At 44.3% G+C, this 14,862-nt stretch carries 13 protein-coding genes and 1 tRNA gene; 5 read left to right on the top strand and 9 right to left on the bottom strand.

The genetic code is table 11. From position 1 onward, the window contains the following. Positions 1 to 116 precede the first annotated feature (116 nt). Both ABWT76_RS00070 and murQ read left to right on the top strand, forming a co-directional pair. On the top strand, positions 117 to 506 hold the full coding sequence (locus ABWT76_RS00070) for a DUF3110 domain-containing protein (protein ID WP_054467096.1): 390 nt from the start codon (positions 117 to 119) through the stop codon (positions 504 to 506). 336 nt (positions 507 to 842) lie between these two features. Next, a complete protein-coding gene (gene murQ, locus ABWT76_RS00065) occupies positions 843 to 1,763 on the top strand; it encodes an N-acetylmuramic acid 6-phosphate etherase (protein WP_054467095.1) in 921 nt (306 codons plus the stop codon). Between the two features lie 602 nt (positions 1,764 to 2,365). On the opposite strand, the gene devC is transcribed toward murQ, so the two are convergent. The 6 genes from devC to ABWT76_RS00035 form a co-directional block, all read right to left on the bottom strand. After that, positions 2,366 to 3,520, bottom strand: a complete 1,155-nt coding sequence (gene devC, locus ABWT76_RS00060; RefSeq protein ID WP_054467093.1) for an ABC transporter permease DevC — start codon at positions 3,518 to 3,520, stop codon at positions 2,366 to 2,368. Positions 3,521 to 3,522: 2 nt separating this feature from the next. Beyond that, positions 3,523 to 4,305 carry a 3-methyl-2-oxobutanoate hydroxymethyltransferase gene (panB, locus tag ABWT76_RS00055; protein WP_054467092.1) on the bottom strand — a complete coding sequence of 261 codons (783 nt, stop codon included), beginning with the start codon at positions 4,303 to 4,305 and terminating at the stop codon, positions 3,523 to 3,525. A 79-nt stretch (positions 4,306 to 4,384) separates the two neighbouring features. Then, positions 4,385 to 4,975 (bottom strand): 2'-5' RNA ligase family protein, encoded by a 591-nt coding sequence (locus ABWT76_RS00050; RefSeq protein ID WP_313890639.1) that lies wholly within the window; start codon positions 4,973 to 4,975, stop codon positions 4,385 to 4,387. Positions 4,976 to 4,977: 2 nt separating this feature from the next. Continuing rightward, positions 4,978 to 6,405, bottom strand: coding sequence for a B12-binding domain-containing radical SAM protein (locus ABWT76_RS00045; RefSeq protein ID WP_190878154.1), 1,428 nt, complete (start codon positions 6,403 to 6,405; stop codon positions 4,978 to 4,980). Positions 6,406 to 6,651: 246 nt separating this feature from the next. Next, on the bottom strand, positions 6,652 to 7,704 hold the full coding sequence (locus ABWT76_RS00040; RefSeq protein WP_082348907.1) for a DUF389 domain-containing protein: 1,053 nt from the start codon (positions 7,702 to 7,704) through the stop codon (positions 6,652 to 6,654). Positions 7,705 to 8,017: 313 nt separating this feature from the next. Further along, a tRNA-Pro gene (locus tag ABWT76_RS00035) sits at positions 8,018 to 8,091 on the bottom strand. Positions 8,092 to 8,296: 205 nt separating this feature from the next. Here ABWT76_RS00035 and ABWT76_RS00030 point away from each other — a divergent pair. From ABWT76_RS00030 to ilvN, 3 genes are all read left to right on the top strand, one after another. Next, the gene (locus ABWT76_RS00030; protein ID WP_054467089.1) at positions 8,297 to 9,109 is read left to right on the top strand and encodes a carbon-nitrogen hydrolase family protein; all 813 of its coding nucleotides are present in this window, start codon (positions 8,297 to 8,299) and stop codon (positions 9,107 to 9,109) included. A 241-nt stretch (positions 9,110 to 9,350) separates the two neighbouring features. Then, positions 9,351 to 10,691 carry a cation:proton antiporter gene (locus ABWT76_RS00025; RefSeq protein WP_369817745.1) on the top strand — a complete coding sequence of 447 codons (1,341 nt, stop codon included), beginning with the start codon at positions 9,351 to 9,353 and terminating at the stop codon, positions 10,689 to 10,691. Between the two features lie 282 nt (positions 10,692 to 10,973). Next, positions 10,974 to 11,492 carry an acetolactate synthase small subunit gene (gene ilvN, locus ABWT76_RS00020; RefSeq protein ID WP_054467087.1) on the top strand — a complete coding sequence of 173 codons (519 nt, stop codon included), beginning with the start codon at positions 10,974 to 10,976 and terminating at the stop codon, positions 11,490 to 11,492. A gap of 413 nt (positions 11,493 to 11,905) precedes the next feature. On the opposite strand, the gene dnaN is transcribed toward ilvN, so the two are convergent. From dnaN to dnaA, 3 genes are all read right to left on the bottom strand, one after another. Further along, the gene (gene dnaN, locus ABWT76_RS00015) at positions 11,906 to 13,051 is read right to left on the bottom strand and encodes a DNA polymerase III subunit beta (RefSeq protein ID WP_054467086.1); all 1,146 of its coding nucleotides are present in this window, start codon (positions 13,049 to 13,051) and stop codon (positions 11,906 to 11,908) included. A gap of 42 nt (positions 13,052 to 13,093) precedes the next feature. Then, complete coding sequence (locus tag ABWT76_RS00010) at positions 13,094 to 13,327, bottom strand: hypothetical protein (RefSeq protein ID WP_156331828.1); 234 nt, start codon at positions 13,325 to 13,327, stop codon at positions 13,094 to 13,096. Between the two features lie 128 nt (positions 13,328 to 13,455). Beyond that, entirely contained in the window at positions 13,456 to 14,862 is a 1,407-nt protein-coding gene (gene dnaA / locus ABWT76_RS00005; protein ID WP_054467085.1) for a chromosomal replication initiator protein DnaA, read from the bottom strand.

Genomic DNA, 14,862 nt, shown 5'->3' with positions numbered 1-14,862 from the left:
CACCCTACACCCTACACCCTACACCCTACACCCTACACCCTACACCCTACACCCTACACCCCACACCCTTGTAAGATAAAGGCAATAATTCAGGTAAGGAAAATCGTGCTCGATCCATGCGAATCTATGTTTTGCTGTTTAATGCCCGAACTGATAATGAAGGGATCCATACACTTCAGGTGGGCGATCGCAATGTCGTATTAATGTTTGAATCAGAAGATGATGCGACCCGCTATGCGTTAATGCTGGAAGCGCAAGATTTTGGTGCGCCTACCGCCGAAGCGTTTGACTCGGAAGAAATTGAAGAATTCTGTCTTAGTGCGGGTTATGAGTCGAAACTGATTTCTGAAGGTCAGTTGGAACTCCCCCCGCAAACCAATGTGGACAGCCCAGACTGGAGTCCCGATCGCACCCCAGGCAGTGCGGGGAGTGCGGAGTCGGAGGAACGCACTATGTCCGAAAGCGAACTCGATCGCATTCGCCGTCAGTTGGAAGGACTTCTGTAGGTTGGCGGCGGTATGTGGGGTGTAGGGGCGGAGGGGCAGGGGGGCTTCTGGAGCAGGGGGGCTTCTGGAGCAGAGGAGCAGGGGGGCTTCTGGAGCAGGGGGGCTTCTGGAGCAGGGGGGCTTCTGGAGCAGAGGAGAGAATTCTCATAATTCATCTCTTTCCTCTTTCCTCTTTTCTCTTTTCTCTTTTCTCTTTCCTCTTTCCTCTTTTCTCTTTTCTCTTTCCTCTTTTCTCCCCTGCACCCCCGCTCCCCACACTCCCCACACCTCCCACACACCCCACCCCTTCCCCATAAACCAATCACGAATAACGAATAACTATCAAGGAAATTTTCTATGAATCGCTTGGAAGACCGAGGATTTTTGCTCACAGAACAAATTAATCCAAAAAGTCAAAATTTAGATCAACTGACTTCTCTGGAGTTGGTGCAGTTATTTAATCAGGAAGATGCCAAGACCCTGGAGGCGATCGCGAATGCCCAAGAACCTTTGGCAGAAGTCATCGATCGCACTGCCACGGCTTTAAGGAAAGGAGGCAGACTATTTTATGTGGGGGCAGGAACCAGCGGGCGTCTGGGGGTCTTAGATGCGGCGGAATGTCCCCCCACTTTTTGCACTCCCCCAGAATTAATCCAAGGAATTATTGCTGGGGGGGCGGGGGCTTTGGTGCGGTCTTCGGAAAACTTAGAGGATAAATATGAGGACGGGGAAGAGGCGATCGCTCATCGTCGAGTCACCGAATTGGATGTCGTGATCGGCATTAGTGCCGGAGGGACGACCCCTTATGTGTTGGGAGCCCTAGACGCGGCTCGGAGTAGGGGCGCCACCACTGCCTTTATGAGTTGCGTGCCCACGGATCAAGTCAGCAGCAACGCGGATATTGAACTACGTCTCGTGGTGGGGCCAGAAATTCTCGCTGGTTCCACTCGTCTGAAAGCGGGCACTGTCACCAAAATGGCCTTAAATATTATTTCTACTGGGGTGATGGTCAAGTTGGGCAAAGTTTATGGCAACCGGATGATTGATGTGGCCGTAACTAATCGCAAACTGCACGATCGCTCATTACGCATTCTCGAAGATTTGACCCATCTCAACCGGACGGAATGCGGCTATCTCCTGGAAAAAAGCGGGCGATCGGTGAAATTGGCCTTATTAATGCATTGGACTGGACTAGATGCCGAAACTGGCAAACAATTTCTAGCCAAACATCAAGGACATCTTAGAAATGCCGTAGACGCTTTTAACAGTCAAAAATAATTGTTATTTGTTGGTGGTTGGTTGTTGGTTGTTGTTGGTTGGTGGTTGATTGTTGGTTGTTGTTGGTTGGTGGTTGATTGTTGGATTTACGCCACCAACAAAGAACAACCAACAGGCAACAGGGAACAGGGAACAGGGAACAGTGGTGCAGGGGTGCAGGGGAGCCGCCAATCGTGCAGGGGTGCAGGGGAGAGAGTGAATAGTGAATAGTGAATAGTGATATTTCGTTTAAGTTTTCACCTTTCCCCTGTCACTTTTCCCCTTTCACCTTTCACTTTTCCTCTTTCCCCTGTCACTTTTCCCCTTTCCCCTTTCACTTTTCCCCTTTCACCTTTTCACTTTTCCCCTTTCCCCTTTCACTTTTCACCTTTCCCCTGTCACTTTTCCCCTTTCCCCTGTCACTTTTCACCTTTCCCCTTTCACTTTTCCCCTTTCCCCTTTCACTTTTCCTCTTTCCCCCTTTCACTTTTCCCCCTTTCCCCTTTCACTTTTCCTCTTTCCCCTTTCACTTTTCCCCTTTCCCCTTTCACTTTTCACTTTTCACTTTTCACTTTTCACTTTCCCCGTTCCCCAACCAATAACAACCAACAAACAACCAATAACTAAAAAATATCCGCTGGGTCAGCTTCTTGTAATTTCCGCATGGCGATCGCGCCGGAAACCGCACACATAAAAATCGTTAATCCCAGAACAGTCACCACCCTAGGCAGGGTCATTAAAATCGGTAACATAGTGGCTGACCTTGCCATTTTATACAAAAATAAACTACAAACAATTCCGGGAATATAGCCTAAAATTGCCAATAACAAAGCTTCTTGAATCACTAAACTATAAAAATAAATCTCTTGATATCCCATTGCTTTGAGGGTGGCATACTCCGCCAAATGATCCGCCACATCAGTATAAATAATTTGATAAACAATCACCAAGCCCACAATAAAACCCATAATCACCCCAAAACGAAACACAAAGCCAATGGCGGTGCGTTTTTCCCAATAAGATTTTTCATAATCGAGATAGCCTTGTTTGGTAAAAACTTGCACATCACTGGGTAAATATTGGCGAATTTTCTCCAAGGATACGGTGGGGTTACTATTCGGTTTTAGTCTAATTAAACCGATGTCAATTTCTCCTAAGCGACGGTTAGGAAATAAGCGAATAAAATTTAAATCACTGGTGATTAAATTACCATCAGCGGCAAAAGATGCCCCCAAACTAAATAAACCTTTAACTTCAATTCGCCTAACTCCTACTTCGGTAGTGACAGATTTTCCCTGGTCAATTGCTTGGGCTACTTCCCCAAATTCCCGCCGAGACATCCGGTCAAACAACACCACATATGGGAGTTGAATTAAATGAGAGTTATCGGCCACTTCTGGCATTAAAAAAGCCGGTTTACTCGGTTTCGTGCCAAAAATTAAAATTATCCGATCTTTGCGATTAAAGGGATTTTTCCATTTGAGTTGACCCACATATAAAGGGGCTACTGATTCCACTTCGGAAAAACCCAGAGTTTGGTATAAACGCCGATGAGAAAATTTTTGGATAGAAATCAAAGATTCTGACTTCCGACTAATCATCACTAAATCGGCGTTTAAATTTCGATGCATCCGGGTGTTAGAATTAAACAAAGCTTCGCGGAATCCTAACTGCATAAACATTAAAATATCCGCAAAAACAATCCCCGCTAAAGCGGCGCCTAATCTGCTTTTTTCTCTGGTAAGTTGTAACCAAGCTAAGGGAATTTTACGGAACATTTTTATGCCTCTTCGGGGAAATCCCTTTCTCTGACATCAGTGCCATATTTTTCAACGGCAGAAACGATCTGCTGGCGTAAATTTGCATAGACCTTGACAAAGGGAGGTTGTTTATCAGAAATTCCTAATAAATCATGGGTGACTAGAATCTGTCCATCACAGTGCAGCCCAGCCCCAATCCCAATTGTAGGAATGCTCAAAGTTTGGGTGATATTTTGGGCTAACTCTGGGGGAATATGTTCTAAAACAACTCCAAAAGCCCCAGCGTGTTCTAAAGCCATTGCTTCCGATAAAATCCGTTCGGCAGCTTCTGGGGTCTTGCCTTGTTTTTTGAATCCTAATTGATGTACGGATTGCGGCGTGAGTCCCACATGACCGAGCACGGGAATTCCGGCAGTCACGAGACGGGCAACGGTTTCCGCCATGATGGGATAACCGCCTTCGATTTTTACCGCTTGCGCCCCAGTTTCTTTAATTATTTTACCGGCGGATTTCAGGGCTTGAGTGGGACTTTCTTGATAGGTGAGAAAGGGTAAATCCACCACCATCAGGGCATTTTTCACCCCTCGGCGGACGGCTTTGGCATGGTGAATCATTTCCTCTAAAGTGACCGGAAGGGTGGTGTCATAGCCCAAAACTACCATTCCCAAAGAATCACCGACTAAGATTAAATCGACTCCTCCTTGATCGAGGAGTTGGGCGATCGCATAGTCCGTGGCGGTCAATGCCACAATAGGACGCCCTTGTTCTTTCCATTGAGTTAATTGTTGGATGGTGATTGGCATAGTTTTACGATTTGATAGAAACCGGGTAACTTTTCAGAAACCCGGTTTCTATAATAGCGCTTGTCACCGATAATTCCAGTTAAGATTGCAAAAACGGAAACTGACTGCAAATATTCCACCGTTGGCGATCGTGAATTAATAAAGTCAAATTATGGGCGGTAAACTGAGTCGAAAATGGGCGATCTCTAAATTTTGGCCATGCGGCTTTAAAAGCTGACGGCGTTAAATCTTTAAAAGCCACGGTAATATGGGGAGCAAACGACTGGTTTTTTGACCGTTCATCTACCAGCCCCAAATTACTTGCTAAATAGCCCATCAAATCCCCTTGCAATGTCATTAATTCTGGAGTTTTCAAAGGATGGATAAAAATCACCCTGGGGGCAAACGCCCCAAACCCATCTAACGTCACCGTAATTGGTGCATAGTTAGCGGCAAATTCACAGAGACATTGGTTTAACTGGGGTAAATTTTCCGGCAACCATTTAAACGGGGGATATAGGGTAATATGGGGTGGTGATTTTAGGGCATGAGAACTTTGATATTCTCTAGCAAAATATTGTTTAATTTCCGTGATTTCTGCTTGCAGATCCGTGGGAGGCAACAGGGCAACAAAGAAAAGTTTCCTCGGATCCGATGGCTTTTTAGCAAAATTGTTAGAATTGTTAGACACGATCAGTAGTTTTCCCCTTTAAAATCTGGTTTCCAGGGTAAATTAGCCTTCCCTGGTGGCGAATTATGATTTGAGTTAAAACCGTTGAGGACATTTTCTAACATTGGCAGTAAACGATTTACTTGTTTAAGTCTAATTAGAATATCCCAAATCGGTTCGGCTTTTTTCCAAGCCCCACTGTATAAAAGATGCCGGAAGCGATCGCGCCAATTATCCTTACTCTGTGCCCCTTGCCAAATAGCATCCCAACGATAAAAATCTCGGTAAGATTGCCAATAACCTTGGGCTAAAATTTCTGGGTTCATCAGGGCTGGACGGTAGACCACATGACGGGTATCATACAAATCCCAATTGTCAACAGTTAGGCGATTTTCTGCCACCATTCTGGCATAAAGAGCCGTTCCCGGATAGGGAGTGAGAATATGAAAAGTGGCGGTTTCTACTCCTTCTTGAATTGCCCATTCAACCGTGCGGGAAAATACCGTAGCATCGTCGTTATCCATGCCATAAACAAAACTGGCATTCACCATCACCCCATAATCCCGCAGCCGTTGAATTGCCCGATGATAATCTCGATTTAAATTATGATATTTATGCTGCGATCGCAAATTAGCAACATTAATCGTTTCAAAGCCAATAAACACACTTTTTAAACCGGCATCTACCGCTTTTTCTAACAATCCCGGTTTTAAAATTGATTCCACCGTTGCTGCCCCTTGCCAAACCCGTCCCATGCCCTGCATTCCGGTAAACAACTCAGCAGCAAATGCTTGATTAGCAAACAGATGATCGTCTAAAAAATAGAGATGTTTTCCGGGTAATCGGTCAATTTCCGCCAAAGCATCATCCACAGGTTGAGTATAAAAAGATTTTCCGCCCTGATAGAAATTTTCTTTATAACAAAAATCGCAATGATGGGGACAACCGCGAGACACCACAATGGAGTTAGGAATTAGATAATGATATCGCTTAATTAAATCCCGACGAACTGGGGGAACTCCGACTAAGCTACGAATTTTTGATTGATAAATTTTCTCTGGATGACCTGCCCGAAAATCGTGCAAAAAATGCGGCCAAGTATCTTCTCCTGGCCCGATAAAAATCGTGTCAGCGTGTGGGGTAGCTTCTTGGGGTAATGAGGTGACATGAAGCCCTCCCAAGACCACATAACATCCTTTTTTTCTATAATGATCTGCTAATTCATACGCCCGATAAGCGGAGGTAATATAGACCTGAATTACCACTAAATCCGGTTCGTCATCCAATTTCAAGACTTCCACGTGCTCATCTTGTAAATCAATCTCGTCATTGTCATCAAAAAAAGCGGCAATTGTGGCTAATCCCAAGGGCGGAAATAGGTGATATTTAATCGATCGCCAAAATGGACTCAAGGCTTCAGTCAAGGCAGGCAAAATCATTTTGACTTTCATATTCTTTGTCCTAGGTAAGAGGGCGATCGCTATAATTATCGGTTTATTTTACTACTAAAAACCATAGCAAAGACGGGTTAAAAATTGGCAACCATTGGCAATCCCAGATAGCATCCTGAAAATAGCGATCTATTTTTATCATAACCTAAAAACTTATAATTTTGGTATTTTTTACTTTTTTTTAATGTTGTGCTATAGAGATTGTGCTATAGAGATATTATCTAGGAATCTATGAGCAAAACCTAGTTATTTATCTTGGTTTTGGATCGCGGGTTTCATTCCCTCTCGGCGGACTTCTGAAACTTGACTAATATCAAAAACTAAAGTAAACCGCTGACCCATTGCCTCAAATAAAAAATCTTCAATCAGTTCTACCTGGTAGGGAGTAATTTTGTCCCGACTCCGCACGGTTAAGCGAACTTCTGGGGGATCGACAAACCAATTAGTTTCGGCATTGACTAAATCTACTCGTTGAAAGGTGATTGTTCGATTCACCAAAGCTTGCTTTAAATTACTTTCTAAGCGATTTTGCCGGACTAAATCAATAAAACTTATACTTAAAGGAATGAGCAGAATACTGGTAAAAATAGTGGCTAAAGTTAAGGCACGATGGGCTTGATTAAATGGAGTATAACCAGAGATGAAAAAAGCCATCATACAAGATAAGGTAATCCCCAACAAGTTAGTCAAATACAGTAATAAAGCCCCGAAACTCAGCACCAAATTTCCATTAGCTAATCCCAAACCAATCACGCAGACTGGAGGCATTAAAGCAACAGCGATCGCGGTTCCGGCTAAACTACTTGATATTTTTGGTTGTACTTTCCCATAGCCACTGATACTGCCAGCAGCGATCGCAATTCCCAAATCTAATAAATTTGGTTTAGAACGAGCTAAAATTTCGCTGCCAAAGGTAGAAAGTCCCACCACAGAACCCAAAAACCAAGCCAGGGCTACGGCTAAACAAGTTCCCACCGTTACGGCAATTAAGCCTCGACGAAAAAGCACTAAATCCCCTTCCAAAGCCCCAAAAGCTAAACTTCTAATGGGCAACATTAAAGGGGCTACAATCATCGCCCCAATAATCACAGCGGTACTGTTTGCCAGTAACCCTAATGTGGCAATAATACAGGAGCTAATAATTAAAATAATATAGGTTGAGTCGAGTGCCGATTCTTCAATTAACTCGCTTCTGATGGCTTCGAGTTTGATTGGATCTGGCTTGTTTTTAAGAAAACGTTTAAAGGATATTTTAAACCTTCTGATTAAAATAGTAATTTGGTTAACGATTACCTGCATAAAAATCTCTTTCGCTTCAAATCACCAGTTCAGGTTGCTCCCCGGATCAACGAGTCGCCCATAAATAAATATATATAGTATATATAATATATTTATAATTTTAGATTATATATTTAAAGGATTTAATTAGGCAAGTCTATATTTCAGCCGTTGACGAGAAAGGTATGGTGGTAGCAAAACCAGGGATAGGGACTCAGTTTATGCAGATGGTAGAGTGCAAATGAGTCAAAACTGAGTCACGGGATATCAGAAATAGGTTAAGTAGAAGCCTATAAGCTTCTATGACCTACAGATTATGAGGATTTAAATCAAATCGGGATGACAGGATTTGAACCTGCGACATCCTGCTCCCAAAGCAGGCGCGCTACCAAGCTGCGCTACATCCCGTAGTCAACTTATCTATATTATCATAGGTGTTCGAGAATTGGCAAGCGATCGCCAAATTTTTTTTAGATCCAGACAACGATCTGGGCAAGGAATTATACAACATATAGGCGATCGCCACATCCAAAGAGAAAGTTTAGCACTCTGGCGGCATTCCAGGGAAAAATAGAATGCATGTTTTGAAAGTTTATCCGATTTAGCCACATTGATGAAATCCTATTTAGCTGCCGCAGTGCAAATGACCAGTGTCCCTGACCTGGAAAAAAACTTAAAAGAAGCGGAAGAACTGATTGACTTGGCCGTGCGTCAGGGCGCCGAGTTGGTCGGCTTGCCAGAGAACTTCTCATTCCTAGGGGAAGAAGAGGAAAAATTGGCCAAAGCGGAACAAATCGCTGCCGAAAGCGAAAAATTCCTGAAAACAATGGCCCAGCGATTTCAAATCACCCTGCTTGGGGGAGGCTTCCCGGTGCCAGTGAATAACGGCAAAGTTTATAACACCGCTTTATTGGTGGATCCGACGGGGAATGAAGTTGCACGTTATCAGAAAGTTCATTTATTTGATGTGAATGTCCCAGACGGCAATACTTATCGGGAGTCCGCCACCATTGAACGGGGTGAGCAGTTGCCGCCAGTATATGCGGATGAAGACTTAGGGAATTTGGGTCTTTCGGTCTGCTATGACGTGAGATTTCCTGAACTCTATCGTCATCTGTCTCAGAACGGGGCGGAAATCTTGTTTGTGCCTGCGGCTTTCACCGCTTATACCGGCAAAGACCACTGGCAAATATTGTTACAAGCGCGAGCGATTGAAAATACTTGTTATGTGATTGCCCCAGCGCAAACGGGTTGTCATTATGGCCGCCGCCAAACTCACGGTCATGCCATAATCGTCGATCCTTGGGGCATGGTGTTGGCGGATGCCCTGGATAAGCCCGGAGTGGCGATCGCAGAAATTAATCCCGCTCGACTCAAACAAGTGCGGCAGCAAATGCCCAGCTTACAACACCGGGCTTTTTTCTAAGCCTAGTTTGACTTAAAGGTAAACCTAAGTAGGCGCCGATCTACTTAGGTTAAAAAATAATCATCGCAATGATAAGAAATTGATCGGTTAGTGATGGGGCAAAATGCTGTTAAGAAAATCGATAAGCCAGGTAAATTAGACAGAATGAGTTCCTGGACAATCAATGACTAACTTCTTGACAGGGGTGAGTGGACTCACCTCAAACTTATACTCAGCAGCCCTAGGCGGTTCAAAATTTTTAATGGATATGCCCATACTGGCAACAACAACTGAAGTGGAAGCCGATGAAGCGATTGTGGTTGCTGGGGTACTTCTGAGTCTGATAGTGATTTACCTCGCCAGCAAAATTGGCGGAGAAATTTGCGTAAAAATCAACTTACCTCCTGTGTTAGGAGATTTAGTTGGCGGTGTGATTGTGGGTGTCTCGGCGCTAAAACTCTTGGCATTTTATGAGCCAGGAGATGAGAGTGCCACCTCTTTAATTATGAATCTGTTGGAAAAAACCACCCGTTTGGAGCCTGAAGCGATCGCCGCTACCTTTCAGGCCCAAAGTGAAGTGATTACGATTTTCTCCGAACTAGGTGTAATTATTTTGCTGTTTGAAATTGGCTTGGAATCAGAATTAAAAGAACTGATTAAATACGGGCCGCAAGCAGCGATCGTCGCCGTTGTAGGAGTGATCGCACCTTTTAGTGCCGGGACATTGGGATTGGTTTACATTTTTCATACTCCCTTAATTCCGGCAATTTTTGCTGGGGCTGCCCTCACCGCCACCAGTATTGGGATTACCGCAAAAGTTTTGGCAGAACTCGGACTTTTAAGTGCCAAAGAAGGTCAGATTATTATTGGGGCGGCGGTACTTGACGATATTTTGGGGATTATCGTCTTGGCTGTGGTTGCTAGTTTGGTCAAAACTGGTGAAGTGGAAGTGACCAATATCATCTATTTGATCGTCAGTTCCGGAGTCTTTCTCGTCGGTGCGATTTTATTAGGTCGCTTTTTGGCTCCGTATTATGTGAACTTAGTAAAAAACCTGAAAACTCGCGGGCCGCTGTTGATTTCTGCTTTGATTATTGCCTTTTTCCTCTCTTATGTGGGCGCAGCGATTCAGCTAGAAGCGATTTTAGGAGCGTTTACCGCAGGCTTGGTGCTAGGGGAAACGGAACTGCAAAAAGAACTTGAAGAGCAGGTGGTTCCCGTGGCGGACTTCTTCGTCCCCATTTTCTTTGTGGTGGTTGGGGCGAGAACTAACCTGGGAGTCCTCAATCCTTCAGTGCCGAGTAATCGAGAAGGGTTGATTATTGCCACGTTTCTGATTACGGTGGCCATTATCGGCAAAGTGGTGGCGGGATTTACGGTCTTGCAAGAACAGACCAATCGCTTGGGTATTGGTGTGGGGATGATTCCGCGAGGGGAAGTGGGGCTGGTCTTTGCGGGAGTGGGTGCTGCCAGTGGCGCTTTGTCAGACTCTTTGCAAGCGGCGATTATTATGATGGTGATTTTAACCACCTTTATCTCTCCACCATTACTCCGAGTGGTATTTCGCGAAGTTGTCTCTGAACCAGAAAAAGTCGAAGGCTGATTTAGGGCGATCAATTGAAGCTAAAGCTAACCTTCAATGGACTCGTTACACTGAAACGCAACTTTCTAATAAGATCCTGAAAAAACTCCACTCAGTCAGTCTCATCAAGCTAAAATACACCCAGAAGAGGGGAGGGACGTTCGCCCGAAAATTTAGGCAGCGGAGGAGGCGCACAATTGAGGCAAGCTTTGACAACAGCGCTTTCTCAACGTTCAGGCTGAATGCCGATGTCTTGATGCTTGGCCTGGAGCCCTTGTCTTAAAATATGAACCGTTTTAAACCATGAAACACACATTATCAGTTTTAGTCGAAGATGAAGCGGGAGTCTTGACCCGTATTGCCGGTTTGTTTGCGCGGCGCGGTTTCAATATTGAAAGTCTGGCGGTTGGACCGGCGGAAAAATTGGGGATTTCCCGAATTACGATGGTAGTTCCTGGGGATGACCGAGTGATTGAACAATTGACCAAACAACTCTATAAGTTGATCAATGTGCTGAAGGTGAACGATATCACTGACGTGCCTTGTGTTGAGCGGGAGTTGATGCTGATGAAAGTTAATGCGACATCGAGTACGCGATCGGAAATTATTGAATTAACCCAAATTTTCCGGGCGCGAGTTGTGGATGTCGGTGAAGATTCTGTCACCATTGAAGTGGTGGGCGACCCAGGCAAAATGGTGGCGATCGTTCAGGTACTAAATAAGTTTGGCATTAGAGAAATTGCTAGAACCGGCAAGATTGCTTTGACTCGTGAATCAGGGGTCAATACTGAGTATCTTAAGTCTTTGGAAGCGAAGATTTAATAAGAATCCGGTTCAAATCTCGCTATCGATAAATCTGCCCACAGGTGGTTGCTATCAGTGACTTTTTCTGACGCACAAACGGCCAGATATCGCGCTTTATTCTAGCTTTATTTTAGCTTTATTCTAAGTTTAAATAAGTTTAAAATAGAGCGCGATCGCCCATAATAACCCGTTTGAATCTGTTTACTTTTTTGGACTAATTGGTCAGACTTTCAAGGCATAGCATAATTTTAGCAATTTCAGCAATTTCAGCAATTTTAGCAATTTTAGCAATTTCAGCAATTTCAGCAATTTGGCTATTTTGGTGGGACTTAAATCATTGATTGATTCGGTGTGTAATCAGCCCACCAAAGATAGCCAAACAGAAATTAGCCAACCAGAGATTAATGATTATCTTATCTTAATATCGCGGCTTAATTACGCAACTGCACCGGCATCAGTAAATGAGTCATTTTCGCCCCACTTAAAGGATTCAAAACCACTGGAGAAGTCGCCGAATTAAGCTGAATTTGAATTTCATTCGATCCCAGATTTTTCAATGACTCCATCGCATATTTCACATTAAATGCAATCTCCATATTTCCCCCAGAAACTTGGGCAGCAATCGACTCTTGGCCACTGCCCACATCTTGAGCTTCTACGGATAAAGAAAGCTGCTGATTGCCACTATCAATCGTAAATTTAACGATATCATTTTTCTGGGATGCTAAAATTGCAATCCGCTCCAATGCCGCGAGTAACTGTTTCCGTTCCACGTTAACCTGACGTTCAAACTGGGTGGGAATCAGTTGTCGATAAGCGGGATATTTGCCTTCTAAAGTCCGGCTGGTCAGCCGTTGATCCGCCAACTCAAACACCACTTGACCGGGATCTAAATAAACCACTAGAGATAAAGCTTCGTCTTGAGATTGTGACTGACGCATAGTAATCATCCGTTCCAATTCCCGCAGGGCTCTAGCAGGAACGGTGACTTCAAAGGGTTCTTCCTCTGATTGATTCGGGTTTTCGGTTTCGACCAACGCCAAGCGATGACCGTCGGTAGCGGCAAATTCCAGGGTTTCTGGTTGCACAATAATATGTAACCCCGTGAGCACTTGCTTGGTTTCATCATTGCTGGTGGCAAACAAAGACCCCCGCAACCCTTCGATTAAAGCTTCCGCCGAAAGATAAACCGCTTCGCGATTGGCAATTTCTGGCAGAGAAGGAAATTCTTCTGCCCCCATACCCCGGACTTGATACTTTCCGGTTTGACTGGTTAATGTCACCATTGCCTGTGCGGTTTGATCGTCAATGGTAATCTCCCCATTTGGTAGACGGGAAACAATATCATTGAGTAATTTCGCGGGCAGGGTGAGTTGACCACCCACTTCGATGTCAGCGGCAAAACTGGTACAAAGTCCCAGACTGAGGTCAAAACCAGTCAGTTGAACTCGCTGATGTTCTTGATCGGCAGTGAGTAGCACATTGGCGAGGATTGGATGACTAGGCCGCGAGGGGACTGCACGACTGACTAATGATAGGTTGCTGTGGAGGTCGCTTTGGTTACAAGTAAATTTCATAGCAGTTAAATAGTCGAGATATCAATCATAAGATAGCCTGAGTCAAAATTTTGGCTTTTTCTGGCTGGAAGTTTTCACAATTCCATTTAACCAGGGAGCGATCGCGCCTGTTGCCGCCGCCAGAAACCTGTGGAAACTGTGGAAAACTTTCCAGGTGATTCCCTTATCTTTTGGGTTGGCTGGGGACAAACCTGTGGAAAACCTGTGGAAAACCTGGGGAAATTTTGGGGAAAATTTGGGGAAAATTTGCCAGGTTAATGGACGGGAATTTGTCATCTATAATACAAATAATGGTTCTCTGTGGTGACGCTCGGAGGAGATTTGAGGAAAACCCATCGGTTTGGCTTGCAAGTTTTCCACAGAATTTCCGGAAGTTTTCCACAGAAAATTTCTATAAAGGATGGTTAGCGATCGCGATAGCGGTGCGGAGCACTTTCGCTCCCTTGACGATTGGCTAAATGAATGCGATCGTTTAACTGGCGTAAAATATTGGCTAAATCCGGGTCTTGCTGGATTCGCTGGGCAATTTTTTCACAACTATACAGTACCGTAGTATGGTCTTTGCCGCCAAATTCTTCGCCAATTTTCGGCAAGCTTAAGTCGGTATGTTGCCGCATCAAATACATGGCAATTTGACGAGCTTGACTAATTTCTCGACGGCGGGAATTTCCTTTTAACTCTTCCATAGAAACCCCAAATATAGAAATCACCGCATTCATTACCGCTTCTGGAGTCGCTTCTAGCTTTTCGGTTTGGGGATTTAAAATCGGAGCAATATTCTGCACGGTCATAGGTAATCCAGAAATGGAAATATAAGCCACGGTGCGAATTAATGCTCCTTCTAATTCCCGAATATTGGAAGTGAACTGTCTGGCAATATATTCAATCACATCCCGGGGCAATCGCATATTTTCATATTCGGCTTTTTTTTGCAAAATTGCCATGCGAGTTTCTAAATCCGGGGGCTGAATATCCGCAATTAATCCCATAGAAAATCGGGAGCATAAACGTTCTTGTAATCGGGGAATTTGATTGGGAGGGCGATCGGCAGCTAACACCACTTGCTTACCCGCTTCATGTAAGGTATTAAAGGTGTGAAAAAATTCTTCTTGGGTATATTCTTTTCCTTCAATAAACTGAATATCATCGACTAATAACACATCCGCTGCCCGATAATGTTCGCGGAAACTTTGCATACTATCTTTGCGGATAGCCACAATTAAATCATTGGTAAATTGTTCTGTGGAAACATAAAATATGCGGGTGTTGGGAGCAATTTCTAAGCGATAATGCCCGATCGCCTGCATTAAATGAGTTTTGCCCAAACCCACTCCCCCACAGAGAAATAGGGGATTAAACTCCCGTCCCGGAGACTCAGCCACGGCCAAAGATGCCGCATGAGCCATACGATTATTAGAACCGACCACAAAACTAGAAAAATTATATTTAAGATTCAGTTCTGATGGGCGGGGTCGAGGCCCAAGACTGGTTTCTATCCCTCCTCCGGGAGTTGGTGAAGGCCAAATATATTCGGCAGCTTCTGTGCCACAAACAATTTCCGCTTGATCCGTTGTAATATAAATTTCCACTGGATGTTGCAAAATCTCCTGAACTACCTCAGCAATGGTTTTGACATAGTATTTCTGCAACCAATTTCGCGCAAAGGGGTTCGGGGTTCTAATCACTAAACAGTAGTTTTCTAATTGCTCCGCCTTTGCTGTTTTAATCCAGGTTTCAAAGGTCGGACGACTCAATTGTAGTTGTAAGCGTTCGAGCACTTGATTCCAAAGATGTTCCAGGGGAGTTGCCAC

Origin of the sequence: Planktothricoides raciborskii GIHE-MW2 (assembly GCF_040564635.1) — a bacterium.
Classification (GTDB): Bacteria; Cyanobacteriota; Cyanobacteriia; order Cyanobacteriales; family Laspinemataceae; genus Planktothricoides; species Planktothricoides raciborskii.
The sequence above is the reverse complement of the archived record's forward strand: the minus strand, read 5'-3'. Positions and strand labels throughout refer to the sequence as shown.